The following is a 24,803-nucleotide window of genomic DNA, read 5'->3' on the forward strand; positions in this document are numbered from 1 at the left end:
GGCGGCGCGCGTGACGCCGCCCCGGCAAGAGCGGAGATTACTCTTTGAAGAGACCGATTTCGGTCATGTAGGAAATGTGCGCGTCGAGCGCTTCCTGTGCCAGGTCGGATTTCTCGGCATAGGCTTCCCATTCCTTGCGGGCCACTTCACGCAGCTGGTCGCGGTCTTCCTGGGCCCAGTCGATCACCTCGATATCGTCGGTGGCGTTGTCGCGCTCGGCCAGTTCCTTGTCGAGCTTGGTGACCTCGTCGGCCATGGCGTACATCGCCTCGTACCACCATGTGCGCAGCGCTTCCTGGTCCTGCTCTTCCAGCCCTTCCCAGACCTCGCGGTTCACGGTGAACTGCATGGCGGGCATGGAGTGGATGCCGGGGTAAAGCGGGTACGGCGCCACGTCGTGCAGGCCGGTCGCGTCGTTGTTGACATAGGCCGAGGCGTCGGCGGCATCGACGATGCCTTTCTCGAGAGCGCCGAACACCTCCGAGAAGGGGATCGCGACGGGCGAGGCACCGGCGGCCTGGAAGACGGCGGCGGCCAGCCCCTCGGGCGAGCGGATCTTCTTGCCTTCGAGGTCTTCGAAGGTGCGGATCGGTTCGCGGGCGACCAGCGCCTCGCGCGAGTACGGCCCGCAGGCCACGACCTTGACCTCGCCGCCGGTGATGGCGTCGGCGGCCTTCTGCATCATCTCCTCGCCCGGGCCTTCCTCGCAGAAGCCGATCATCTGCTGGGGCGTGTCGTAGCCCGAGATCAGGTCGCCCAGCAGGGCGAAGGCGGGTTCCTGGCCGGAGAAGTAGTTGACGGAGGTGAAATCGCCGTCGAGCGCGCCGGCGGCCACCGCCTCGGGCGTGTCGCGGGCGGGCACGACCGAGCCGTTGGGCGTCAGCACGATGGAGATGCGGCCCTCGGTCCGCTCCTCGATCTTCGGCAGCCATTCGTCGGTGATGTACTTGGTCGAGAAGTCGCCGGCGTTGAACGAGGTCTGGATGTTGAGCGTGTCGGCATGGGCCAGCCCGGCCAGCATCGAAACGGACGCGGCCAGCGTGGCGGTTCTGGAAAAGGTCATTCGGGTCCTCCCTGAAAATCACCGGGGGCCTCCCCCCGCGGCTGATTGATGTACTAATATATTAGTGTATTGTTGGCAAGCGAAGCTTATGTTGCCCCTGACACGAGAAAGGGACCTGACGACACCTGATGACCGAAACGCCTGACCTGTCTGGAAAAATTGCCGCCACGCCTGCCCCGCCCGGCCGGCCGATCAAGCGCGGCTCGGCCAGCGCGCAGATCCACGATGCGCTGCGCGAGCGAATCGTCGCGCTGGAATTCGCGCCGGGCGCCTTCCTGTCGCGTGCCGAGATCGCCGCCTATTACGGGGTCAGCCAGACGCCGGTGCGCGACGCGATGATGCGGCTGGAGGAGGAAGGGCTGCTGATCATCTATCCGCAGTCCAAGACGCTGGTGTCGAAGATCGACGTGGCCCATGCGCAGGAGACGCAGTTCCTGCGCCTGTCGATCGAGCTGGAGGTGACGCGGCGGCTGGCGCAGGAGAGCGCGGCCGACCGGATCGGCCGGGCGCGGACCTGCCTGAGCCTGCAGCGGGCGGCGCTGGACTCGGGTGACCTGGACGAGTTCGCGCGGCTCGACCGCGAGTATCACAGGGCGCTTTACGAGGCGGCGGGCGTCGCCAACCTGTGGCAGATCGTCACCGCAAGGTCGGGCCATATCGACCGGCTGCGCAAGTTGAACCTGCCCGATCCGGGGAAATCGACCTCGATCCTGTCCTGCCATGACCGGATATTGAAGGCCATCGAGACCGGCGACGTGCCCGGCGCCGAGGCGGTGGTGCGCGAGCACCTGTCGGGCACGCTGGCGCAGGTGCCGAAGATCACCGACAAGTATCCGCAGTATTTCTGAGCGCGCGGCACGGGCCGGTCAGGTGGGGGTGACGCGCACCTGTATCCCCTCGCCCCCGTCGTGCCATTCCGGCCGCGCCTCGATCCAGTTGGAAAACCTTGTCTGCAGCTCGTCCAGCAGCCAGACCGCCGCCGGGCCGGGCGGCTGGTCGAGCTTGTGGGCGGTGTAGAGCGGGAAGCGCAGGGGCTTGCCCCGGTGAATGGCGAACTGGAGTTCGCTGAGATCGCCGTTCTCGATATGCGGCCAGGCGAGATGGGTCGGCATCACGCACCAGCCGAACCCGTTGAGCACGAAATCGAGGCGGTTGAACTGGTCTATGAAGCTCCACGTGCGGTCGCTCATGACCACGCCGCGGAACCGGCCGGTGCGGTCGGTGAGGGTGAGCTGCACGTGCTCGTCGAGCTGGGGCTGGGTGATCGGCGCGCCGATGCGCGAGAGCGGATGGCGGGAGCTGGCGACGGCGGAAATCGGGACGTTGCCGAAGAATTCCATCTGCACGCCCGGCATCCCGTCGCGGGCCGGGGAATAGATGGCGAGCCCGGCATTGCCCTCCTGCAGGGATTGCTCCGGCGCGCCCAGCCCCTCGCCGTAGAGCGTGACCGAGACCGAGGGGTATTCCTCGTGAAAGGATTTCAGCGCGCCGATTAGCACCTCGTTGGGAAAGACTTGTTCGATGGCGATGCTGATCTCGGGTTCGGCCACGGTGGCGATGCTGCGGGCGCGGGCGCGCAGGGCGTCGACCCCGCCGATCACGCGGCGGGCGTCGATCAGGATCGCCTCGCCCGCGTCGGTCAGGCGGGGGAGTTTCTGGCTCCGGTCGAAGAGCTGGAGTTCCAGCGCGTCCTCGAGCGACTGGATCGACTGGCTGACGGCCGACTGCACGCGGTTGAGCTTGCGGGCGGCGGCGGAGAAGCTCCCGCATTCGGCGACGGCGGTCAGCATGTGGAGCTGGTCTATGGTGACCCGGTTCAGCATGGCCGTCCTCCCTTAACGCGGCTTGTCGGCGGGCGCTAGTATACCAGAGCATCTGATTCTGGCCAGAAAAAGCCGTCGCAGGCATCAGGTTTGGTGATATTTCGCCTCCGGGCCGGGCCGGTTCAAAAACCGTAGAGCCGGGCAGGATTGCTGACCAGCACCGCCTCGCGCTGTGCCTCCGAGAGGCCCCAGTCGGCCAGCAGGTCAATCAGCCGGGCATCATCGGGCATGGTGTCCGCCGTCTCGGTCGGGTGCGGCCAGTCGGAGCCCCAGAGCAGGCGGTCGGTGCCCTGCGCAACGAGCGCGCGGGCCAGCGGGGCGGCATCGGCGTAGTCGGGCTTGCCGGTCTTGGAGATGTGATAGGCGCCGGAAAGCTTGACCCAGACATTCGGCCGTGCGGCGAGCCGCAGGAGGGCCTGATGGGCCGGGTGGTCGGGCGCGATGCAGTCCGAATACCGCCCCATATGGTCGATCACCACGGTACAGGGCAGATCGGCGATGAGGTTTTCCCGGTCGGGCAGTTCCAGCCCGTCGAGCTGCACCTGAAGGTGCCAGCCGGTGCCCGCGATCCGCGCGGCCATCACGGGCAGGTCGGACCATTCGGTCATGCTGCCCGCCATCTGGTGATAGCGCAGGCCGCGCGCGCCCTTGTCCCACAGCGCGGCGAGGTCGGCGTCGGAGATGTCGGCGGGTACGGTGACGACGGCGCGGGCGCTGTCGCCGATGCGCGCGATGGCGTCGAGGATGCAGCGGTTGTCGAAGCCGTAGGTCACCGGCTGGACAACGATCATGCGGTCGAGCCCGAGCCGCTGTTGCACGGCGCGGTAGTCTTCCGGCAGGTGGTTCGGCGGGAAGAGCCATGCCCTGGGAGAGGCCGGGTAGCTGTCGTCGTAGAAATGCATATGGGTGTCGCAGGCGCCGGGGGGCACGGCGATCTTGGGGCGGGTCGTGTCGGTCCTGGTCATCGGGTCAGGCCATCACGTTCTCGGCGAAGGTCTTGCCGGTGTATTCCGTCCGGTAGATGCCCTTTTTCTGCAGGAGCGGCACGACCTGGTCGACGAAATCCTCGACGCTGCGGTGGCTGGTCGTGGGGGTGACGTTGAAGCCGTGGCAGCCGCTGGTGCGCCAGAGGGTTTCCAGTTCGTCGGCCACCTGTTCGGGCGTGCCGACGACCTGCGGCATGCCGGTGGAGGCGCCGAACATGCGGGCGGCGTCGCGCACCGTGGCGTCGCCGTCGCCGGCCATGTTCGCGAGCGCCATCAGCATCCCCTGCGAGGCCTCGGTCGTGTTGTCGGCCAGGCGGGAATCCAGCTCGAGCCGGCTGAAATCGACGCCCATGGTGCCGGACATGCGGTTGAGGGCGGCGTCGATCGGGATGCGGTCGGCCATCTCGGTCTGGTGGGCCTTCGCCTCTTCCTCGGTGCCGCCGAGCACGCACTGGATGCCGAAGGTGACCTTGGGCGTGTCCTTGCGGCCTTCGGTTTCGGCGGTTTCGGCCAGTTTCTTGACGAATTTCGTCATGGCGGCGGCCTGTGGCTGGATGGCGAAGACCACGTCGGCATGTTTCAGGGCGAATTTCTGGCCACGGCCGGAGGAGCCCGCCTGGAAGAGCACCGGGCGGCCCTGTGCCGAGGGCAGCACCGGGGGCACGCCGCGGCAGCGGAAATACTCGCCCTTGAAATCGATCACGTCGATCTTTTCCGGGTCGGCATAGAGCCCCTTTTCCCGGTCGGCGAGGATCGCGCCCGGCTTGATGCCGTTCCAGAGCGCATAGCAGACATCCATGTATTCATCGGCGTGGTCATAGCGCGCGTCATGCTGAAGCTGCTCGGCGCCCAGCGCGCGGTGTTCGGCGCGCAGGTGGCCCGAGACGATGTTCCAGCCGACGCGCCCGCCGCTCATGTAGTCGAGGGTCGAGAGGCGGCGGACGGTGGTATAGGGGTGGCTGCCGGAGGTGGAGAGGGTCAGCGCGAGCCCGAGATGCTCGGTTTCCGCCAGCATCACCCCCATCAGCGCCATCGGGTCGTGGCTGGGCCAGCAGACGCCGTAACGGACGTAGTCGTCGAGGCTGTCGCGGTACCAGTCATAGCCGCCGGGGGTGTCGGCGAAGAAGGCCGCGTCGAAGCAGCCGCGTTCGAGGGTGCGGGCGAGCTTCTTCCAGTGATCGAACGATGCCATCCCGTCAAGCCGCCCATCCTCCGGATCGGCCCAGCTCATGGCGCTGTGGTTGATCGGGCTGTGCATGTAGAAGCCGATCAGGTGCATTTGTTCACTCATGGGGTTGGTCACCTTTCAATTCAGGAACGGTCATTCCGCGGCGCGGGCGCTTGGGCCCGTGGCGCGCGCGGGCGGGTTGGCGAGGTCGTAAAGGCTATCGGGGCCCGGGGCGGCCAAGTCGGTCCAGCCCATCATGCCCATGACGAGGCCGAGCTCCTGCCGGTAGATGTCGAAGACCTTCTCGGCCCCCGCCTGCCCGCCGGCCGCCACGCCGAACATGGCCGGGCGGCCGAAAAGCGTGGCCTTGGCGCCGAGGCACAGCGCCTTGGCGATGTCGGAGCCGCGGCGGATGCCGCTGTCGATCAGCAGTTCCATGCCATCGCCCACGGCGTCGGCCACGAGCGGCAGCATGTCGAGGGAGCCGGGCGCGGAGTCGAGCTGCCGGCCGCCGTGGTTCGACACGATCAGCCCGTCGGCCCCGAGGTCGCGACAGCGGCGCGCGTCGTCGGGGTGCATCACGCCCTTGACGACCAGCGGGCCGGGCCATGCCTTGCGCACCGACCTGAGCACCTCCCATGTCTGTTCCGGGGCGGGTGTCTCGCTGCCGTAGAGGTCGGCCACGGTGCCGGCATTCGCGTTCGGCCCGGCATAGGGTCGCCAGTTCTCCATCATCGGGATGCCGCTGCCTTTCAGGTAGCGGAGGGTCCAGGCCGGGCGGCTGAGGCCCTGCATGATCACGCCCGGGGTCATCTTCATCGGGCGGGTGAAGCCGTTGCGGAGGTTGCGCTCACGCTTGCCGATCACCGGCGTATCGACCGTCAGGACAAGCACGCGAACCTCAAGCGCGCGCGCCCTACGGATGAGGTCGGCGGTGATCTCTGGGTTGCGCGTGCCGTAGACCTGGAACCAGGTGGTTTTCGGCGCCGCCTCCATCGCCGCCTCGATGGAATCGCAGCTGGCGCTGGACATGAGATAGGGCACGTCGAACTTGGCGGCGGCCCGGGCCAGCATCAGGTCGGCGCCGGGGCGGAAGAAGCCGGCAATGCCCATGGGCGAGACACCGAAGGGGCTGGAATACTCGTGGCCGAACAGGGTGACCTTCTGGCTGCGCTCCGACACGTCGACAAGGTAGCGCGGCAGCAGCTTCCACCGGTCGAAGGCCGCGCGGTTCCGCTCGAGCGCCGCCTCGCCGTCGACGCCGCCGTCGATGAAATCGAAGGCGATGCGCGGCAGGTAGCGGCGCGCGCAGTCGCGGACATCGTGAATGTTGATCGCCTTGTCGATGCGCATCGGTCTGGTCGCCATCCTTTCAGCGGCAATAGGAGAGTGCCGGCGCGTCCATCATGCCGGATGAGGGCCAGACGGGATCGCGCAATTATCTGATATTGTTCATCAATTCTCCCGACAGATCGGGAGGGTGGCCCGCCCGGGCACACTCGGGCGCCGGGCGGGGATGCAGGTTACTTGCCGAGCGCCTCGCGCACGTCGGCCACGGCGGCCTCGACCTCAGGCCCGCCGTCCTTTGCCCATTCGTCCCAGTAGCCTGCCCATTCGGATTCGTAGCGTTTCACGTCCGCCGGGTCGGCCTCGACGATGGTCATGACCTCGCGCAGTTCCGCCTCGGCCTCGTCATTGGCCTTCTTGCGGGCGGCGGCAAACTCGGCCTGGTTCTCGGTGACGGCCGCGTCGACGGCGGCGCGCATGTCCTCGGGCAGGCCGGTATAGAGATCCTGGTTGATCAGGATGTACTCGATGCCGGTGTGCGGGTCGCAGAAATAGCCCCAGTCGAGGAACTCCGTCCAGCCCGAGCCGGTGATATTGGCCGCGCCGGTGAAGACCGCGTTGACCACGCCGCGATGCATGGCCTCGGGCACCTCGGCGGTGGTCAGCGTGACCGCGGCGCCGCCGTATTTGCGGATGATGTCGCCCTGTTCCGGGCTGGAGCCGCGGGCGTTCTTGCCCTTGAAGTCTTCCAGCTTGGTCAGCGGCTCGCCGCGGCCATAGGCGTTCTGCGGCCAGTTCTGGCCGGACCAGAGCAGCATCTGGCAGCCCTGCGAATTCAGCTTCTTGTTGATATGCGGCACCAGCACGTCCATCGCGGTTTCCGCTTCGTCGGCGTTGCGGATCAGGAACGGCAGGCCGGGCAAGGCGGCGACCTTGGTGGTGCCGGCGATGAAGCCCTGGTAGGCCAGCGCCATTTCCACCTGCCCCTGCCCCAGCACCGGCACGGCCTCGGTCGCGCGGAAGGGCATCTCGCCGGCGGTGCGGACGGTGATGTCAAGCTCGCCATTGGTGCGTTCGCGGATGTCGTCGGTGAGCGCGATGTAGAGATTGGTGAGCGAATGGCCGGGGCCGTAATAGATGGTGAAATCCCATTTCATCGGCGCGGCGAAGGCGCGGGTTCCGGCGGCGGCCGTCACGATGCCCGCCGCGCCCATCCCCCGCAGAAGCGAGCGCCGGCTAAGTCCGAAATCTTTCATGTCTGTCCTCCCTGGTTGACATGTTTCTCCTGGTTATCGTTGCGGCGCGCTGTCATCGCGCCACGGTCATCTGGTCCGGCAGCCAGAGCGCGAGGCCCGGCACGAACCACATCAGCAGCAGGAACGCGAGCATCAGGCAGACGTAGGGCAGCGCGCCGCGCGCCACGTCGGCATAGGGCGTGCCCTGCCCGATCCCGTGCAATACGAAGAGGTTGAGACCGATCGGCGGGGTGATCATGCCGATCTCGATCAGCACCACGACCATGACGCCGAACCAGATCAGGTCGAAACCGGCGGCATTGATGATCGGGAACAGCACCGGCAGCGTCAGCAGCATCATCGAGGCGCCGTCGATCAGGCAGCCGAGGAAGATGTAGAGCAACACGATGGCGAGGAAGAGCACGAAGACCGGCAGGTCGAGCCCGATGACCCAGCCGGTCAGCGAGCGGCTGACGCCCGAGTAGACCAGCGCGTAGGAAAAGACCTGGGCCGCCACGACGATGACCAGCACCATGCAGGTGGTGCGCACCGCCGAGAGGTGGGCCTCCTTCACGTTCTCCCAACTCAGGCCGCGGTAGAGGGCGGCGATCACCACCGAGGCCAGCACGCCGATGGCGGCGGCCTCGGTCGCCGTGGCCCAGCCGAGGTAGATCGAGCCCATGACGAAGAAGATCAGCCCGAAGAGCGGCAGGATATCGCCCAGCGAGCGGAGGCGGTCGCCCATGCTTACCGGCTCGGTTTCCGTGGGGGCCAGGGCCGGGTTCAGCAGGCAGCGCACCCCGATATAGCCCATGAAGGCCACGGCCAGCACCAGCCCCGGCACGACCCCGGCGATGAACAGCTTGGCGACCGACACCTCGACGATCGAGCAGTAGATGATCATGATGATGCTGGGCGGGATCAGGATGCCCAGCGTGCCCCCGGCCGCGAGCGAGCCGAAGATCAGCCGGTCGTCATAGCCGCGCGCCTTCAGTTCCGGGATGGTGACGGTGCCGATGGTGCCCGCCGTCGCCACGCTGGAGCCGCAGGCGGCGGCGAAGACCGAGCAGGAGACGACGTTCGACTGCAACAGCCCGCCCGGCAGGACGCGCAGCCAGATCGCCAGCGCCGCGTAGAACCGTTGCGCCACGCCGCAGCGCAGGATGATCGCGCCCATCACGATGAAGAGCGGCACCGGGCTGAGCGTGAAGGAATTGATCGAGTTCCAGCTGATCGAGCCCAGCGACAGCAGGGTCTTTGCCCCGCCGGCGATGTAGAGGCCCGACATGCCTGTCGTCATCAGGGCGATGGCGATCCAGACGCCCGAGGCCAGCAGGACGAAGAGCATCGCGATGATGAGGGCGGAAAAGGCGACCCAGGTCATAGCCAGTCCTCCGATTGGTCACTGTCTTCGGATGCGGACAGGTCCGGGGAAAAGAGCGCGGCGGCGGAGCGGACCAGCGCCGAGATCATGCTGCAGGTCAGCAGCACCGAGCCGATCGGCATGACCAGCTGCGGCACCCAGAGCACGGTGCGGGTGATGAAGATCGAGGTCGCGCCGCTGCGATAGGTCTGCAGGACGAAATCGATGATGTACCAGGTGTAGACAAGCAGCGTTGTGGTGGCGATCACGGCGATCAGCAGGTTCAGCAGCGCCGCCATCCTGCCGCGAAACAGCCCGTGCACCAGTTCGACCCGGATGAAGCCGCCGTTGCGGAAGGTCCAGGCGAGGCCGAGATAGACATTGGCGGCCAGCAGGTAGCCCGCGTATTCGGCCGAGATGAGGGTCGAGATGCCGGCGGTACTGCGCAGGAACACCTCGGCACAGACGATCACGGTGATGGTGACGATCGACAGGGCCGAGACGACCATCGCCGCGTTTTCGAGATGGCGGAGCCACCGGTCCGCCGTGGCGGCGGCGTTGCACATCCTGCACCAGCCGGACATCCTTTGCCCTCGGCACTCCTCTGGAATGGTCTTTGCGGTCACGCCGATCCTCTTTGGTCAACCGGACCGCCGCATTCGCCGCGATCCGCTCCTCCGTCGACTGCCCGGTCACGTGTGTCCCGGTGCAGGATTCCGTGCGGCTTTCCTCCCTGCCGCGGCCAAAGATGACTTTGGCTGGGAGGTTTACTAGCATACCAACCGATCATCTGGATGATCATTGATGTGATGATTTTCATCGGTTTATCTGATGGATGGGAATGCAGATCGCACGTCGCCGTTCCCGGGAAAATGGCGTCGAATCAACGCCCTGATCCCGGGATTGAACGGTTTTTATCACTCCGACCGCGCGGTGGGCCGGGTTGGCGGGGCCGGTCAGGCTTTGCCCGGCCCGGCCTCCGTCCAGGTGCCGTCGATTTCGGTCAGCCCGCAGGCCGCGACATCGCGCTCGAGCCCGAGGAGTTCGTACATCGTGGCGCCCTCGTCGAGCTTTTCGCGGAAGCCGGATTCCTTGGCCGCCCGCGCCTCGGCGTTCTGCACGGCTGATTCGACGAGGTGGGGCGGAATCGCCAGCACGCCGTCATCGTCGGCCACGATCAGGTCGCCGGGGTTCACGGTCACGCCCGCCACAACGACCGGCACGTTGGCCGAGCCCGGGCCGCGCTTCTCGGGGTGCGACACCGAGATCGCGGTCGAGAAGACCGGGAAGCCCATCTCGCGCACCCGGCCGGTGTCGCGCACCGCGCCGTCGACGACGGCACCGGCGATGCCCTTTCGCTGGGCGTAATAGGTGATCATGTCGCCCCAGAGTGCCCCCTGCGCACTGCCGCCATTGGTGGCGACGATGACGTCGCCGGGCTCGGCCAGCCTGGCGGCGATGTGCAGCAGCAGGTTGTCGCCGGGGTAGTTGTAGCAGGTCACCGCCTGCCCGCAGGTTTTCGCCCCCGGCCAGACCGGGCGCATGGCGGGCGACAGCAGGTGCCGCCGCCCGGCGATACCGCCCAGCCCCTCGTGCAGGTCGGCCACCGAATTCCGGCTGGCACGTTCGATCAGGGCCCGGTCGATCCTGGGGATCTTCGTATAGGCCACCGGGTTCATCTCGTTCATGGTGTCTCCTCCCATCGCGCATCTAGTATTTCAGTAGAATACATGTTGCGGCGAAGGCAGGTCAAGCGGGCAGCGCCGGTGGCGCCGTCGAAACCTCCGGTCGTGGGAACCGCGGCTCAGCGCATCTGGTCGAGGATGTAGCTTTCGGTCTGGTCACAAAGCTCGGTCAGCCTCTGGCGCACCGCCTCGGTATCGCCATCGGCGGCGGCGCGGACCACGCGCACGTGCCGGTCGAGCGCCTCGCGCAGGCCGGCGGTGCCGACCTGCGTGTGCCAGTAGCGGCGGACCAGCGCGTGGACCGGCCACATCGCCTGGGTGAGGAAGCGGTTGGCGCAGGCCTCCTCGATGATGGCGTCGAACTCGGCATCGTGGCGGACATAGCTTTTCAGGTCGTTTGCCCCTGCCGCCGCCTCCATCTCGGTGGCCAGCCGCTTCATCTCGGCGCGCTGGCCGTCGCTGGCGCGTTCGGTGCCGCGCAGCAGCAGGCGCATCTCGATGCCGCGGCGCATTTCCAGAAGCTGGATCTGGCTGCGGAGGTCGACCTCGGTCACGATGATGCCGCGGCGGGGCATGATCGAGACGAGGTATTCGCGTTCCAGCCGTTTCAGCGCCTCGCGCACTGGTGTGCGGCTGAGGCCCATCTCGCGGCCGAGGGAATTTTCCGAGATCAGGCTGCCCGGCGGCAGGTCGAGCCGGACGATCCGGTCGAGGAGGGTGGTGTAGGCCGTGGCCGCCAGCGGATCGAGTTCGCCGGAGTCCTGCGTTTTCGGGATCTGTCGTGCCATCGGGCCCTGCCTTCGTCCTGTTCAGGCTGCCTGTATACCACTGGTGCGGAAGATTGGAAGCAACGTGGCACCCCTGCCATCGGCAGGGGATCAGCCGTGATTGGACATCGAGGCGAGGCCCAGCGCGGCCTCCTGCAACGCCTCGCCGAGGGTCGGGTGGGCGTGGATGGTGGCGGCGACATCCTCGGCCCGAAGGCCGGCTTCGATCGCAAGGCCGAAGGCGGCGGCCAGTTCCGACACGCCCGGCCCGGTGGCCTGGATGCCGAGGACGACATGATCGGAGGGGCGGGCCACGATCCGCACGAAGCCTTCCGTGTCGCCCAGCGTGAGCGCCCGGCCATTGGCGCGGAACTGGAAGCTGTTGGTCACGGCCTCGCCGGCCTCGGAGGGCAGCGGCCCGGCGGTGACGATCTCGGGGTCGGTGAAGCAGATGGCGGGGATGCAGGTCTTGTCCCACCGTTTCGGATGGCCGGCCAGCAGGTCGGCCACCAGCTCCCCCTGCGCCATGGCACGATGGGCCAGCATCGGGCCCGGCGTCACGTCGCCGATGGCATAGACCCCGCGCATGGAGGTGCGGCACTGGTCGTCGATCTCGAGGAAGGGGCCGTCATGGCGGAGGCGCAGCTCCTCGATCCGCAGACCGTCGAGGTTGGGCGCCCGGCCCACGGTGACGAGGGCCTTGTCGGCGGCGAGGCTCTCCTCGCCATCGGGGCCGGAGAGGGACAGCGTTTCGCCTTCCTGTGCCCAGCCCTTTACTCTTGTTTCGAGCTTCAGGGTGATCCCCAGCTCTTCGAGGCGACGGCGCACCGGGCGGGTCATTTTGTCGTCATATTGCGGCAGGATGCGGTCGGCGGCCTCGACGATGGTGACCGCGCAGCCCAGCTTGGCGAAGGCCGTTCCCAGCTCCAGCCCGATATAACCCGCGCCGACGACCGCCAATCGCGAGGGCAGATCGGCCAGGGCGAGCGCGGCGGTGGAATCGAGCGTATGCGGGCCGAAGGGCAGGCCCGGCAGTTCGACGGGGCGCGACCCGGTGGCGATCACCACCTTCGCGGCGCGGATCGTCACCGGGCCGGTTTCGCTGTCGACCTCGACGGTCTTGCCATCGCGAAAATGCGCCCAGCCGGTCAGGGTTTTCACGCCGCTGTTGCCAAGAAGGCCCGTCACGCCGGAACAGAGCTTGTCGACGACCGAGCCGGACCAGTCGCGCGTCTGCCCATAGTCGAGCGTCGGCGTGGCGACGGTGACGCCGCAGAGCCCCTCCCCCGCCTGACGCGTGGCGGTGTGGAAAAGGTCGGCCGCGTGGATCAGCGCCTTCGACGGGATGCAGCCCACGTTGAGGCAGGTGCCGCCGACGCGGCGGCCCTCGACCAGCACGGTGTCGAGCCCCTGCCGTGCCGCGCGGGAGGCGCAGACATAGCCGCCGGGGCCGCCGCCGATGACGAGCAGGTCACAGGTCATCTCAGTCATCGCGCCACTCCATCCATAGCATTGCCGGGGTTTCCAGAAGTGCCTTCAGCTTGGCCACGAATTCCGCGGCCACCCACCCGTCGACCACCCGGTGATCGAAGCTGCAGGACAGGTTCATCACCCGCCGGGGCTGGAAGGCGTGGCCGTCCCAGACGGGGCGGACGGCGATCTTGTTGATGCCGACGATGGCCACCTCGGGGTGGTTGATGATGGGCGTCGTCGCCAGCGCGCCGAGCGGGCCCAGCGAGGTGATCGTGATGGTCGAGCCGGAGAGGTTTTCCGGCGCGATCCGGCGGGCGCGGGCGGTGTCGGAGAGGCGGCGGATGTCGCGGGCGGCTTCCCACAGGTCCATCGCCTCGGCGTGTTGCAGCACGGGGACCATCAGGCCGGTCTCGGTCTGGGTGGCGATGCCGCAATGCAGGGCGGCGTGGCGGGTGACGACGCTGGCCTCGTCATCGAAATGGGCGTTGATTTCCGGGTGGTCGAGCACGGCCTCGGACAGGGCGCGGATCACGAAGGGCAGCAGGGTCAGCTTGCCGCGCCTGTCGGCGAAACGGGCGTTGAGGCTGGCGCGCAGGTCTTCCAGCGCATCGACCTCGACCTCCTCGATGATCGAGAAATGCGGGATGCGCGACTTGGCCAGCGACATCCGTTCCGAGATCTTGCGGCGCACGCCGGTGATCCGGACCTCCTCGGTGGTGTCGCGGCGGCGCAGGCCGGTGCCGGGCGCGGCGGCGCCGCCGCTTTCGGCGTATGCGTCGAGGTCTTCATGCAGGATGCGGCCGGCCGGGCCGGTGCCGCGCAGCTGGCGCAGGTCGATGCCCATCTCGAGCGCGCGGCCCCGCACCGAGGGCGCGGCCAGCGGCCGGCCGGCGGCGTTGCGGACCATGGCGGCCGAGGCCGGCGCCTGCGCCCGGCGGGCGGGACTGGCGGGCGGTTCGGGCTGATTCGTGGGTGTGGCGGGCGCTTCGGACTCCGGCTCCGGTTCCGGATTCGGGACCGGTTCCGGCGCGGGTTCTTCACTCTCCGGGGCCTGCGGCGTGGCCTCGGCATCGGTTTCGATCCGGATCAGCTCGCTGCCCACGGCCAGCACGTCGCCCGCCTCGCCGCCGACCCATGTCACCCGGCCGGTCGCCGCCGCCGGGATCTCGACGGTGGCCTTGTCGGTCGTCACCTCGCAGATCGGGTCGTCCTCGCGGACCTCGTCGCCGACCTTGACCAGCCATTCGCTCAGCTCGGCCTCGGTGATGCCCTCGCCGATATCGGGAAGTTTGAAGCTTTGTTCGGTCATGGCCTACCCTTCCAGCACCGTGGCGATGGCACGTTTCACCCGTTCGGGGCCCGGGAAGTAATCCCATTCCTGCGCATGCGGATAGGGCGTGTCCCACCCGGCCACCCGCAGGATCGGCGCCTCGAGCGCGTAGAAGCATTCCGACTGGATCAGCGCGGCAAGCTCGGCGCCATAGCCCGAGGTGAGCGTGGCCTCGTGCAGCACGATGCAGCGGCCGGTGCGGTTGACCGAGGCGGCCACGGCGTCGAGGTCGAGCGGCAGCAGCGTGCGCAGGTCGATCACCTCGATATCGGCGCCGCTCTCCTCGACCGCGGCCAGCGCGACATGCACCATCGTGCCATAGGTCACCAGCGTCGCGGCACTGCCCTCGCGCACGGTGCTGGCCTTGCCCAGAGGTATCTCGTAATGGCCGGGCTCCACCTCGCCCTTCTCGTCCTTGTTCCACGAGCGCGAGGGGCGGTCGAAATGCCCGTCGAACGGCCCGTTATAGAGCCGCTTGGGCTCGAGGAAGATCACCGGGTCGGGGTCATTGATGGCGGCGAGCAGCAGGCCCTTGGCATCGGCCGGGGTCGAGGGGACCACGGTTTTCAGCCCGGCGACATGGGTGAACAGCGCCTCGGGGCTCTGGCTGTGGGTCTGGGCGCCGAAGATACCGCCGCCGGTGGGCATGCGGACGACCATCGGGCAGGTGAACTCCCCCGCCGAGCGATAGCGCAGGCGCGCGGCTTCCGAGACGAGCTGGTCATAGGCGGGGTACATGTAATCGGCGAACTGGATCTCGACCACGGGTTTGAGCCCGTAGGCCGCCATGCCGATCGCGGTGCCCACGATGCCCAGCTCGCTGATCGGCGTGTCGAAGCAGCGCTCGACCCCGAAGCGTTTCTGCAGCCCGGCGGTGCAGCGGAAGACGCCGCCGAAATAGCCCACGTCCTCGCCCATCACGACGACATTCTCGTCGGTCTCCATCGCCACCTCGTGGGCGTTGCGGATGGCCTCGATCATCGACATGCGCGCCATGGTCAGTACCCCACTTCGTGCCGCTGGCGCACGAGATGCGGCGGCATCTCGGCATAGACATCCTCGAACATGTCGCGCGGGCTGGGGCGGCGGCCGGAATGCAGCGTGCCGATCGCCTCGGCTTCCTTCTGGGCGGCGACGACCTCGTCCATGATCTCGGCCTCGGCCTGGGCATGGCGCTCCTCTGACCAGAGGTTCTTCTGGATCAGGTGCGCCTTGAGCCGCAGGATCGGGTCGCCCAGCGGCCAGGCGCTGCCCTCCTCCTTGGGGCGGTAGGCCGCCGGATCGTCGGAGGTGGAATGCCCGCCGGCGCGGTAGGTGACGTATTCGATCATCGTCGGCCCGAGGTCGCGCCGGGCACGCTCGGCGGCCCAGGAGGCGGCGGCATGAACGGCGAGGTAGTCGTTTCCGTCGACCCTGAGCGACGGGATGCCGAAGCCGTGGCCGCGGGCGGCGAAGGTGCCGGCCCCGCCGCGGGCGATGCCCTGGAAAGTGGAAATGGCCCACTGGTTGTTGACGATGTTCAGGATCACCGGCGGCTTGTAGGTCGAGGCGAAGACCAGCGCGCCGTGGAAATCGCTTTCGGCGGTCGAGCCGTCGCCGATCCAGCCGGCGGCGAGGCTGTTCTCGCCCTTGATCGCCGCGGCCATGGCCCAGCCGACGGCCTGCACGTATTGCGTGGCGAGGTTGCCCGAGATCGAGAAGAACCCGTGCTCGCGCGAGCTGTAGAAGACCGGAAGCTGCCGGCCGCGCACCGGGTCGCCGTCGTTCGAGTAGACCTGGCACATCATCTTGGTGAGCGGATAACCCGCCGCGATCAGCAGCCCCGCCTGCCGGTAGGTGGGGAAGTTCATGTCGCCCGGGCGCAGCGCCTTCTGGAAGGCGCAGGAAATCGCCTCTTCGCCGAGGTGCTGCATGTAGAAGGAGGATTTGCCCTGACGCTGGGCCTTGAGCATCCGGGCGTCGTAGGCGCGCAGCATCATCATGTGGCGCAGCCCGTCGCGGATCGCGTCATCGTCGAGCGAGCCGGCCCAGGGGCCGACCGCCTCGCCCGCACGGTTCAGGACGCGGATGATGGTAAAGGCCAGATCGCGCAGCTCCTCGGGGCTTTCATCGGGCTCCGGCCGCCGCACCTCGCCCGCGCGGGGCACGCGGACGTGGGAGAAGTCGGGCTGGTCGCCGGGGCGGATGGCCGGTTCGGGCACATGCAGTCGGGGGGCGCGTTCCTCGGTCATGCGGTCTGTCCCGGTTCGAGATCGACGAAATTGGCGATCCGGTCGATGAAGTTGCGCGCAAGCGGTTCGGGCGGGTCGCTGAGCACGATGTCGAAGACGTAGAGGCTGCCCTCCTGCCGGTCGAAGCTCAGGGTGGAAAATCCGAGCCCCATGCGCCTTGCCGTGTCCATGACGCGGCTGACGGTATTGAGCGGATCACAGCAGTAGAACCTGGCTTCCATGGGCGGGTACCTCCTGTGGAAAGGGTAGCCCGGGGAGGGAAAAAGGTGCTTTTGAATTCTGCTGGTATATAATCAAAATTCAAAATACTATGCTGCCATGGTACTATATCGAAGCAGATTATTTCGCCATGTCGCAACCCCTTCAGATCGATGATATCGACCGCCGAATCCTCCGGACGCTGGCCGAGGACGGGCGCGTGTCGAACGCGCGGCTGGCGCAGATCGTGGGCCTGTCGGCCAGCCCCTGCTGGCAGCGGGTGAAGCGGCTGGAGGATCACGGCGTGATCACCGGCTACCGGGCGATGCTCAACCAGGAAAGCCTCGGCGCGCCGGAAATCGTGCTGATCGAGGTAGTGCTCGACCGGCATGACGACCGGACGCTCGAGGTGTTCGGGCGGGAGATGGAAAAGCTGCACGAGGTGCTGGAGGTTCACCTGACGACCGGCGAATACGACTATCTCATCAAGGTCGCGGTGAACGGGACGCGCGGGTACGAGGAGTTCCTGCGCAAGAAGCTCTACAAAGTGCCCGGCATCCGGCATTCGCGGTCGAGCTTCGTTCTGCGGAGCCTGAAGAACGTTCAGGCCTACCTGCCGGACGAGGAATAACCTGCCTCAGGCCGTGCGGGCGACGGGGGCGTCCAGCCACGCCACGAGGTCGCAGATCCGTCCGATCTTCATGTGATGACGGCGGGCGAACGGCACGAGGTCATCGAGCCGGGCCATCGTGCCGTCGGGGTTCATGATCTCGCAGATCACGCTGGCCGCGGGCCGCCCGGCCAGCTGCGCGATCTCGACCGACGCCTCGGTATGCCCCGCCCGCCGGCGCACGCCGCCATCGCGGGCACGCAGCGGAAAGACATGGCCCGGCGTGACGATATCGGCCGGCCCGGCATCGGGCGCAATCGCGGCAGCGACGGTGCGGGCGCGGTCCTTGGCGGAAATGCCGGTCGAGACGCCATGGCGCGCCTCGATCGAGACGGTGAAGGCCGTGTCGTGGCGCGAGCCGCCGCGTTTCGGCATCGGCGGCAGATCGAGCCGGTCGATCATCTCGCCCGACATCGCAAGGCAGATCAGGCCGCAGCCCTGCCGCGCCATGAAGGTGATCGCCGCGGCGTCGGCGGCATCGGCGGGGATGATCAGGTCGCCCTCGTTCTCGCGGTCTTCGTCGTCGACAAGGATGAACATCCGCCCGGCGGCGGCTTCGGCAATGATCTCGGCGGGGCCGACGATGACGTCGTTTTCGGGGTCATCCGACGCCATGGGGATGGTCCGCATCATGTTCATGGGTCTGCCTTTCCTGTTGCCGGCTCATGGCGGAGCGACTCGCCTGCCTTCTCGTATTCCACTGGTATACTAGATGGGACGGCAGCGCGTCAAGGGCGGGAACCGGGTTCGCCGGCCCTCCGCACGGCAAGGGCTCAGGCCATCAGGCCGCGAATGTATTTCTCGTTCCGGTCGTAGAGCGCCGACAGTTCCGCCTCCACCCGTTCGGGCGCGCCGTCGGCGGCAGCCCGGATGACCTTCGCGTGCTGCACCAGCGCCTCGGGCAGGGCCGACCGGCCGCGCTGGGTGTGCCAGAACCGGCGCACCAGCGCGTGCACCGGCTTCATCGCGTTGGTCAGGAACCGGTTGTCGGCCGCCTGCTCGATGATCGCGTCGAACTCGGTGTCGTGGGCGATATAATCCGACAGGTTGCCCGAGGCGGCACAGGCTTCGGCCTGTGTCGCGATCTCGGCAATCCGGGCGCGTTGTGCCGCGCTGGCGCGTTCCGCCCCCCGCCGGATCAGGCGGATCTCTATCCCCCGGCGGAATTCCAGCAGGTCGAGCTGGCTTTTCAGGTCGACCTCGGTCACCACGATACCGCGCCTTGGCAGGATGGCGACAAGGTCTTCCCGCTCCAGCCGCTTGATCGCCTCGCGGATCGGCGTCCGGCTGAGCCCCAGCGAGGCGCCGAGCGAGTTTTCCGACAGAATCGAGCCCGGCGGAAGCTCCAGCGTGACGATCCTTTCGCGGATGGTCGAGTAGGTGTCTCGCGACTGTCTATCCATGTCGCTGCCGTCCTCGGCAGGGGAAGCGAAGCTGTGTGCCACTCGGGTATCCAATAAGCCGGGATCGGGTTTCACGGGCTATATCACACGGGCGATACCCGGCCAAGCGGAGGGTGAGGGCCGGGAATCCACATCTTGTATTCCAGTGGGATACATGAGAACCTCCCTTCGTCGTCACGCCCCGGCGGCGGACCGAGAGGGAGAGCGCATCATGAGTTTCGAGGCCACCGGCGCGGAGATCACGCAAGGCGCCTTCTGGCGCACGGTCGGCGCGCGGCCCGTGGGGGCCACGGTGATCACCGCCAGCGGTGAGGCCGGCCCGACCGGGTTCCTCGGCCTCTCCTCCGCGCATGTCTCGGCGGAGCCGCCGACGGTGCTGGTTTCGGCCGGGAAAGGCACCTCGGCCCTGCCCGTCATCCGGGCGGCGCGGCATTTCGCCGTGAACCTCCTGCCCGGCGGGTCGGAGGAGATCGCGCGCCTTTTCGGCGGCGGGGCGGAGATGGCGGAGCGGTTCGCGGCCGGCCAATGGGCAAGCTTCGTGACCGGGGCGCCGGTGCTCGACACGGCCGCGGCGGTGTTCGACTGTCACCTCGAGAAAGCCATCGAGGAGGAAGGCGCGGTCATCCTGATCGGCCGAGTTGCGGGCGTACGCACCGGCGGGGCGGGCGTGACCCTCGCCCACCAGGGCGGCTACCGCGACCTCTGACCGGGTCATAAGGCGACGCCCAGGTCGTAGACCCTCGCGGCATTCGCGAAGAACAGCTTGTGCCGCGCGCCGGCATCAAGGCCCTGCGTGACCTTCTTGAGCGCGTTCCAGAGCGTGACGTAATCACAGCTCATCGCGTCGACCGGGAAGTTGCTTTCCATCATGCAGCGGTCGGTGCCGAAGGCCTCGATCCCGGTCTCGACATAAGGCCGCCACGTGCGGGCCAGCGTGTCGCTGCCGGGCTTCACCTCCGCCTGATCGAAGCCGAACCCCCAGAACGGCAGGCCGAAACCGCCGATCTTGGCCATGACGTTCGGGCGGCGGGCCAGATCGCGGAGGGCCTTGGCCCAGTCACCGAAAACGCCCTGCCTCTCGGTATCGGACAGCCCCATGCCCATGGCGAAGCCGAGGTGGTCGAGGACGATCACCGTCTCGGGAAAGGCATCGGCAAGCTCGGCCAGGTCTGCAAGCTGCGTATGGAAGACGGTGGCCTCGAAGCTCAGCCCGCGCGGCCCGAGCTGGGCGAAGCCCTCGCGGAAGGCGGGGGCGTTCAGTAGCCCCGGCGGCGGCGGGTTGAGCACGTAGCGGAACGGCTCCGGGCTGGGATGCGACAGGGCCACCTGCCGGACGCCGCGAAACCGCCCGCCCGCGGCCGCGACATGCGCGTCGAGCGTCTGCGCCACCGCATCGCCCAGCGCAAGATCGGCATGGCCCACGATCCCCGCGTTGACGCGGCAGCGGCCGTACCGGCCACTTTCGCTCATCGCGGCGATGCCGGCGGCGAACTCGGTCTCGCCCACGGGTTTCAGCGCCTCGGGCCCGTCGGCCCGGCACATGGCCTGGCTTTCGATATAGACCGTGGCGCGGATGTCGTGCCCGGTCGAGGCGTCGGCGAGATAGGCGTCGAACAGGTAGCGGCGGCCGGGCCGGTCGAACAGGTGGTGATGGGCGTCGATGATCGGCATCTCCGGCTCGATCGCGGTCTCGGGGGTCGGTGTCTCGCTGTCGGTCATGACGCTGCCTTTCCTGCCGCATCGTCGAGGATCATCGCCGCCGCCTTCTCGCCGATCATCAGCGCGGGCGCGTGCAGCGCGGCGTTGGGCATGCGCGGCATGATCGAGGTATCGGCCACGCGCAGCCCCTGGACCCCCCGCACCCGGAGGGAGGGATCGAGCACCGCGCGGTTATCGGCGCCCATCGCGCAGGTGCCGCTCTGGTGATAGGACGTGCCGGCATTGCGGCGGATTTCGTCGATCAGCTCGGCCCGGGTCTGAACCTGTGGGCCGGGCGCCAGCTCGCGGCTGATATAGCGGGCGATGGCCGGTTGGCGCATCACGTCGCGCATCCGCTGCACGCCCGCCGCCAGCACCTCGATATCGCGCGGATCGGTGAAATAGCCGGTGTCGATCCGCGGCGGCGCCAGCGGATCGGCAGAGCGCAGGGATACCCTCCCGCGGCTGTGGGGCGTGCCCTGGTAGATTGTGAGGCCGAAGCCATGCTCGCGGGGCAGAAGGTCGAAGATGCCCTTGCCGCCGGAGGGGGGCAGCGCCGACAGGAAGACGACCTGCATGTCCGCCCTCTCGAGCGCCGGGTCGCTTTTGAAGAACCCGCCGACCGAGGCAAAGCTCTCCGCCAGCGGCCCGGTGCCCCGGGTGAGGTACTGCCACCCGGCGCGCAAAGCCCCGCCGGCGGTGACATGGCTGCGGGCCGTCACCGGGTGCGAGCAGGCATATTGCGGGCGGTAACAGGGATGGTTCTGCAGGTTGCCGCCCACCTCCGGCGCATCGACCAGCACGTCAATCCCCATGTCGCGAAGGTGCCCCGCCGGTCCGATGCCGGAATGCATGAGCAGCACGGGGCTCATGATGGCGCCGCCGCACAGCACCACTTCGCGCGAGGCGGAAAAGGTGACCGCCCTGCCCTTCCGCACCGCCCGCACGCCGGTGGCCCGGCCGTGCTTGATCGTCACGCCGGTCACCTGCGTATTGCGCATGATCGTCAGGTTTGCCCGCTTGCCCGCCGGTCCAAGAAACGCCCGCGCGGCGCTGTGGCGGCGGCCGTTGCGGATGTTCAGGTCGTAGACGCCAAGGCCTTCGCGGTGATTGGCGTTGAGATCCTCGACCACCGGCACCCCCTGGGCCCCGGCCGCCTCGAGAAAGGCATCGCAGATCGGCAGGTCGGGCCGCGCGGGCCGCAAATGCATCGGGCCGTCGCCGCCGTGCCATTCGCCGGCGCCGCGGGCGTTCGTCTCCGACTTGAGGAAATACGGCTTTACCTCGTCGAAGGACCAGCCGGTGCAGCCCATCCCGGCCCAGGCGTCGTATTCGCCGGAATGGCCGCGGCTGTAGACCATGCCGTTCATGCTGCCCGACCCGCCCATCACGCGGCCCTGCAGGAAGGTCAGCGGGCGGTCGTTCAGCGCCGGCACCGGCTCGGTCAAGAAGTTCCAGTTGTAGCGCGCCAGCGTGCCGGCGGCGAAGCCCAGCCCCGGCACCCGCAGTACCGGGCTGGCATCGCGGCCGCCCGCCTCGATCAGCAGCACGCTGGCCGTGCCCCCCTCTGACAGGCGCGCGGCGACGACGCTGCCGGTGGCCCCGGCGCCCACGACGATATAGTCGTATGCCGCGCCGGTCACGGCCTCAACCCCGGTTGCCGACGACGCGTTCGAGCACCCGCTGCATGGCGGCAAGGTCCTCCTTGGGCACGCCACGGAAGAGGTCCTGCTCGTTCGCGCGCGTATGTTCGACCACGGCGTTGATCCGGTCCTCCCCGACCTCGGTCAGCCGCACGCGACCCGCCCCGTCGATCGACAAGAGGCCCAGCCCCTCGAGCGATTCGAGGATGTTCTGGCTGGCGTTGAAATCGAGGAAGATCTCGGGCAGCAGGTCCTGCAGGGTGCTGTCGGGAAAGGTCTGCACCGTCTTCAGAAGCCGCGCCTGCATCAGCGTCAGGCCAAGGCCCGCGTCCTTCCGGCTTTGCTCGAGCCGGTGGGCGACGGCCCCGTAGGCGCGCGCCAGAAGCTGCGCGAGCGGCGGCGCCCCGGCACCGTCGGGCGCGGCGGGGGCGGCATCGGTGGTCACGCGCGTCGCGGGATGGTCGGCCGCCACAGCGTAACGCCCCTTCGAGAACAGCAGCGGCTGCCGGTCGTAGCGGGCAAAGCGCTCGACCTGCCCGATCAGGATCAGGTGGTCGCCCCCGTCATGGGTTTCGGCCAGGCTGCATTCGAACGAGGCCGCCACCCCCGCCAGTACCGGCGCCTTCCCTTCACCCTCGCGGTAGTCCAGCCCGTCGAACTTGTCCGGCCCCGAGCGGGCGAAATTCTGCGACAGGTCCATCTGGTCATCGGCCAGCACGTTCACCGTGAAATGCGTGCAGTCGCGGAAGGCCGGGAAGCTCTGGCTTTCGTATTTCACCGACCACAGCACCAGCGGCGGATCGAGCGAGACGGACGCGAATGAATTCGACGTCATGCCATAGCACACGCCATCGACGCAGGTGGTGATCACCGTGACGCCGGTGGCGAACTCGCCAAGGCTGCGGCGAAAGCCGCTCAGGTCGTCGCTCGGGTGTCCGTCTTCGACAGGCTTGGTCATTTGGGTCTCCCTGTAGGGTTCGAGGGCGGCGCCGCGCCTAGCGGAAGGGCAGCCAGAGCGCGATCTGCGGAAAGGCCACCAGAACCCCGACGGTCAGCAGCACGATGACGACGAAGGGCAGCGCCCCGAAGGCGACATCGCTCAGCGCTATGTCGTTTCGCACGGCCTTGATGGTGAAGAGGTTGATGCCCACCGGCGGCGTGATCAGCCCGACCTCGAGCAGGAGCACCAGCACGATGCCGAACCAGATCGGGTCATAGCCGAGGTTCGTCACGATCGGATGCACCACCGCCAGCGTCATCAGCATGAGCGACAGCGCGTCGACGAACATGCCCAGCACGAGGTAGACCACCACGATCACGCCGAAGATCGCCAGCGGCGGGAAGGCGAGGCCGGCCACGAACCGCCCAATTTCGATATTGATGCCCCAGGTATAGACCGCGAAGGAAAACACCTGCGCGCCGATCACGATGAACAGGATCATCCCGCTCAGCATCACCGTCTCGGTCAGCACCCGGCGCAGCATCGGCACGGACATCGCCTTCTGCCATCCCGCCGCCAGCAGCGACATCAGACAGCCCAGCGCCGCGGCCTCGGTGCTGGTCGTCCAGCCGGCATAGATCCCGCCCAGCACGACGAGGATGATCGCCATCACCGGCAGCACGCTGTTGAGCCCCTCCGCCACGCTGACCTTGGTGATCTCCGAGCCGTGCACCCGCGGCGCCAGCGACGGGTTCAGCAGCGCCCGGACGAAGATGTAGGCGTGAAACAGCGTCACCATCAGCAGCGCCGGCAGCAGCGCCGCGATGAACAGGCTGCCGATCGATTCCTCGGCCAGCGAGCCATAAACAATCAGCGGGATGCTCGGCGGGATCAGGATGCCCAGCGTGCCCCCCGCCGCCAGCGTGCCGGTGGCCATCCGCCGGTCGTATTTCAGCCGCTCGAGGCTGTTCAGCGCGGCCGAGGCCACGGTCGCCGCCGTCGCCATGCTCGACCCGCTGACCGCCGAGAAGACGGCGCTGACAGAGATGTTGGCATGCAGAAGCCCCCCCGGCAGGAAGCGCAGCCAGCGGGCGACGGTTTCATAGAACCGCTCGGCCACGCGGGAATGCTGTACGATCTGGCCCATCAGCACGAAGAGCGGGATGGCGATCAGCGTCTCGCCGCTGGCCGTGTTGAACACGGTATGGGCGATGCCCGACATGTAATTGGGGTCATAGATCAGCGTCCAGATCACCCCAGTCGCCCCAAGCACCAGGGCGATGGGAAAGCCGAAGGCCAGCAGCAGCACGACCGTCAGCCCCATGAGAACCATAACGGTCATGTTTTGCCTTTCCCGGCCCGGCCGAAGGCGCGGACCTCTTCAAACAGGATCAGGATTTCACTGAGCAGCATCAGGACAAGGCCGAAAAGGATGCCGCTTTGCACGACATGCATCGGCAGCCGCAGGATGCCCTGGAACCGCGCCCCGCCCTGCCAGTTGGAATGGGCCAGCTCGGCACAGTACCAGACCAGGCAGCCAAGGTAGGCGATCATCAGGACGTGCCCCGCCATGCTCAGCACGGCCCGGGCCGACAGCGGCAGGTGCGCCACAACGAAGTCGGTGGCGATATGGCCGCGCCTGCGCATCACCATCGGCAGGGCAAGGAAGATCATCCACGCCATCAAGAGCCCGCCGCCCTCGCTGCCCCAATAGAACTCGACCTGCAGCCAGCGCAGGATCACATCCGCCAGCAGCAGCAGGAAGAGCACGATCAGCAAGGCGGCGGAGGCAAACACCCCCGCCCGCTCGTGCCATCTGGCCTGTCCGGTCTCCATTGGC

The 24,803-nt window shown here is 67.6% G+C and carries 24 protein-coding genes and 1 pseudogene; 3 read left to right on the top strand and 22 right to left on the bottom strand.

Annotated elements, in window-relative coordinates; genetic code table 11:
• Positions 1-37: 37 nt before the first annotated feature.
• On the bottom strand, positions 38-1,063 hold the full coding sequence (gene dctP / locus RLN94_RS10200; RefSeq protein WP_350132940.1) for a TRAP transporter substrate-binding protein DctP: 1,026 nt from the start codon (positions 1,061-1,063) through the stop codon (positions 38-40).
• Positions 1,064-1,191: 128 nt separating this feature from the next.
• Here dctP and RLN94_RS10205 point away from each other — a divergent pair, with 128 nt between their 5' ends.
• Positions 1,192-1,911, top strand: a complete 720-nt coding sequence (locus RLN94_RS10205; protein ID WP_350132942.1) for a GntR family transcriptional regulator — start codon at positions 1,192-1,194, stop codon at positions 1,909-1,911.
• Between the two features lie 18 nt (positions 1,912-1,929).
• Here the strand turns inward: RLN94_RS10205 and RLN94_RS10210 are convergent, their stop codons facing one another.
• The 14 genes from RLN94_RS10210 to RLN94_RS10275 all read right to left on the bottom strand — a co-directional run bounded on the left by RLN94_RS10210 (position 1,930) and on the right by RLN94_RS10275 (position 16,632).
• A complete protein-coding gene (locus RLN94_RS10210) occupies positions 1,930-2,886 on the bottom strand; it encodes a LysR family transcriptional regulator (RefSeq protein ID WP_350132944.1) in 957 nt (318 codons plus the stop codon).
• A 122-nt stretch (positions 2,887-3,008) separates the two neighbouring features.
• Positions 3,009-3,851: an amidohydrolase family protein gene (locus RLN94_RS10215; RefSeq protein WP_350132946.1), complete on the bottom strand. Its 843-nt coding sequence runs from the start codon at positions 3,849-3,851 to the stop codon at positions 3,009-3,011.
• Positions 3,852-3,855: 4 nt separating this feature from the next.
• Positions 3,856-5,163 (bottom strand): NtaA/DmoA family FMN-dependent monooxygenase, encoded by a 1,308-nt coding sequence (locus tag RLN94_RS10220; RefSeq protein ID WP_350132948.1) that lies wholly within the window; start codon positions 5,161-5,163, stop codon positions 3,856-3,858.
• 30 nt (positions 5,164-5,193) lie between these two features.
• Complete coding sequence (locus RLN94_RS10225; protein WP_350132950.1) at positions 5,194-6,408, bottom strand: alpha-hydroxy acid oxidase; 1,215 nt, start codon at positions 6,406-6,408, stop codon at positions 5,194-5,196.
• Between the two features lie 155 nt (positions 6,409-6,563).
• Entirely contained in the window at positions 6,564-7,583 is a 1,020-nt protein-coding gene (locus RLN94_RS10230) for a TRAP transporter substrate-binding protein (RefSeq protein WP_350132952.1), read from the bottom strand.
• 52 nt (positions 7,584-7,635) lie between these two features.
• Positions 7,636-8,946 (bottom strand): TRAP transporter large permease, encoded by a 1,311-nt coding sequence (locus RLN94_RS10235; RefSeq protein ID WP_350132954.1) that lies wholly within the window; start codon positions 8,944-8,946, stop codon positions 7,636-7,638.
• Positions 8,943-9,509 carry a TRAP transporter small permease subunit gene (locus RLN94_RS10240; protein WP_350132956.1) on the bottom strand — a complete coding sequence of 189 codons (567 nt, stop codon included), beginning with the start codon at positions 9,507-9,509 and terminating at the stop codon, positions 8,943-8,945. Before RLN94_RS10240 ends, RLN94_RS10235 begins: the two co-directional genes overlap by 4 nt.
• 372 nt (positions 9,510-9,881) lie before the next feature.
• A complete protein-coding gene (locus RLN94_RS10245) occupies positions 9,882-10,613 on the bottom strand; it encodes a 4-carboxy-4-hydroxy-2-oxoadipate aldolase/oxaloacetate decarboxylase (RefSeq protein ID WP_350132958.1) in 732 nt (243 codons plus the stop codon).
• 116 nt (positions 10,614-10,729) lie between these two features.
• On the bottom strand, positions 10,730-11,398 hold the full coding sequence (locus tag RLN94_RS10250; RefSeq protein WP_350132960.1) for a GntR family transcriptional regulator: 669 nt from the start codon (positions 11,396-11,398) through the stop codon (positions 10,730-10,732).
• 90 nt (positions 11,399-11,488) lie between these two features.
• A complete protein-coding gene (gene lpdA, locus RLN94_RS10255) occupies positions 11,489-12,868 on the bottom strand; it encodes a dihydrolipoyl dehydrogenase (RefSeq protein WP_350132962.1) in 1,380 nt (459 codons plus the stop codon).
• A complete protein-coding gene (locus tag RLN94_RS10260) occupies positions 12,861-14,159 on the bottom strand; it encodes a dihydrolipoamide acetyltransferase family protein (protein WP_350132964.1) in 1,299 nt (432 codons plus the stop codon). The genes lpdA and RLN94_RS10260 overlap by 8 nt, the downstream gene beginning before the upstream one ends.
• A 3-nt stretch (positions 14,160-14,162) precedes the next feature.
• Positions 14,163-15,176, bottom strand: a complete 1,014-nt coding sequence (locus RLN94_RS10265; RefSeq protein WP_350132966.1) for an alpha-ketoacid dehydrogenase subunit beta — start codon at positions 15,174-15,176, stop codon at positions 14,163-14,165.
• 2 nt (positions 15,177-15,178) lie between these two features.
• The gene (locus RLN94_RS10270) at positions 15,179-16,411 is read right to left on the bottom strand and encodes a 3-methyl-2-oxobutanoate dehydrogenase (2-methylpropanoyl-transferring) subunit alpha (protein WP_350132968.1); all 1,233 of its coding nucleotides are present in this window, start codon (positions 16,409-16,411) and stop codon (positions 15,179-15,181) included.
• Complete coding sequence (locus RLN94_RS10275) at positions 16,408-16,632, bottom strand: hypothetical protein (protein WP_350132970.1); 225 nt, start codon at positions 16,630-16,632, stop codon at positions 16,408-16,410. The genes RLN94_RS10270 and RLN94_RS10275 overlap by 4 nt, the downstream gene beginning before the upstream one ends.
• A gap of 128 nt (positions 16,633-16,760) precedes the next feature.
• On the opposite strand from RLN94_RS10275, the gene RLN94_RS10280 reads away from it, so the two are divergent.
• Entirely contained in the window at positions 16,761-17,240 is a 480-nt protein-coding gene (locus RLN94_RS10280; protein WP_350132972.1) for an Lrp/AsnC family transcriptional regulator, read from the top strand.
• A gap of 36 nt (positions 17,241-17,276) precedes the next feature.
• On the opposite strand, the pseudogene ribB reads toward RLN94_RS10280, so the two are convergent.
• Positions 17,277-17,894: pseudogene (gene ribB / locus RLN94_RS10285) on the bottom strand (3,4-dihydroxy-2-butanone-4-phosphate synthase); the annotation flags it as partial.
• 158 nt (positions 17,895-18,052) lie between these two features.
• A complete protein-coding gene (locus tag RLN94_RS10290; RefSeq protein ID WP_350132973.1) occupies positions 18,053-18,682 on the bottom strand; it encodes a GntR family transcriptional regulator in 630 nt (209 codons plus the stop codon).
• A gap of 211 nt (positions 18,683-18,893) precedes the next feature.
• Here RLN94_RS10290 and RLN94_RS10295 point away from each other — a divergent pair, with 211 nt between their 5' ends.
• Positions 18,894-19,388 (top strand): flavin reductase family protein, encoded by a 495-nt coding sequence (locus tag RLN94_RS10295; protein ID WP_350132975.1) that lies wholly within the window; start codon positions 18,894-18,896, stop codon positions 19,386-19,388.
• Between the two features lie 5 nt (positions 19,389-19,393).
• Here RLN94_RS10295 and RLN94_RS10300 read toward each other — a convergent pair whose 3' ends face one another.
• Genes RLN94_RS10300 through RLN94_RS10320 form a run of 5 tightly spaced genes read right to left on the bottom strand, consistent with a single transcriptional unit; the run spans position 19,394 to position 24,799 of the window.
• Entirely contained in the window at positions 19,394-20,401 is a 1,008-nt protein-coding gene (locus tag RLN94_RS10300; RefSeq protein WP_350132977.1) for an amidohydrolase family protein, read from the bottom strand.
• The gene (locus RLN94_RS10305; RefSeq protein WP_350132979.1) at positions 20,398-22,023 is read right to left on the bottom strand and encodes a GMC family oxidoreductase; all 1,626 of its coding nucleotides are present in this window, start codon (positions 22,021-22,023) and stop codon (positions 20,398-20,400) included. Before RLN94_RS10305 ends, RLN94_RS10300 begins: the two co-directional genes overlap by 4 nt.
• A 4-nt stretch (positions 22,024-22,027) precedes the next feature.
• Positions 22,028-22,981 carry a flavin reductase gene (locus RLN94_RS10310; RefSeq protein WP_350132981.1) on the bottom strand — a complete coding sequence of 318 codons (954 nt, stop codon included), beginning with the start codon at positions 22,979-22,981 and terminating at the stop codon, positions 22,028-22,030.
• A 37-nt stretch (positions 22,982-23,018) separates the two neighbouring features.
• Positions 23,019-24,305, bottom strand: a complete 1,287-nt coding sequence (locus RLN94_RS10315) for a TRAP transporter large permease (RefSeq protein ID WP_350132983.1) — start codon at positions 24,303-24,305, stop codon at positions 23,019-23,021.
• A complete protein-coding gene (locus RLN94_RS10320; protein ID WP_350132985.1) occupies positions 24,302-24,799 on the bottom strand; it encodes a TRAP transporter small permease in 498 nt (165 codons plus the stop codon). Before RLN94_RS10320 ends, RLN94_RS10315 begins: the two co-directional genes overlap by 4 nt.
• Between the last annotated feature and the right edge of the window lie 4 nt (positions 24,800-24,803).

Source organism: Roseovarius sp. (genome assembly GCF_040223625.1).
In the GTDB taxonomy this organism is placed as follows: Bacteria; Pseudomonadota; Alphaproteobacteria; order Rhodobacterales; family Rhodobacteraceae; genus Roseovarius.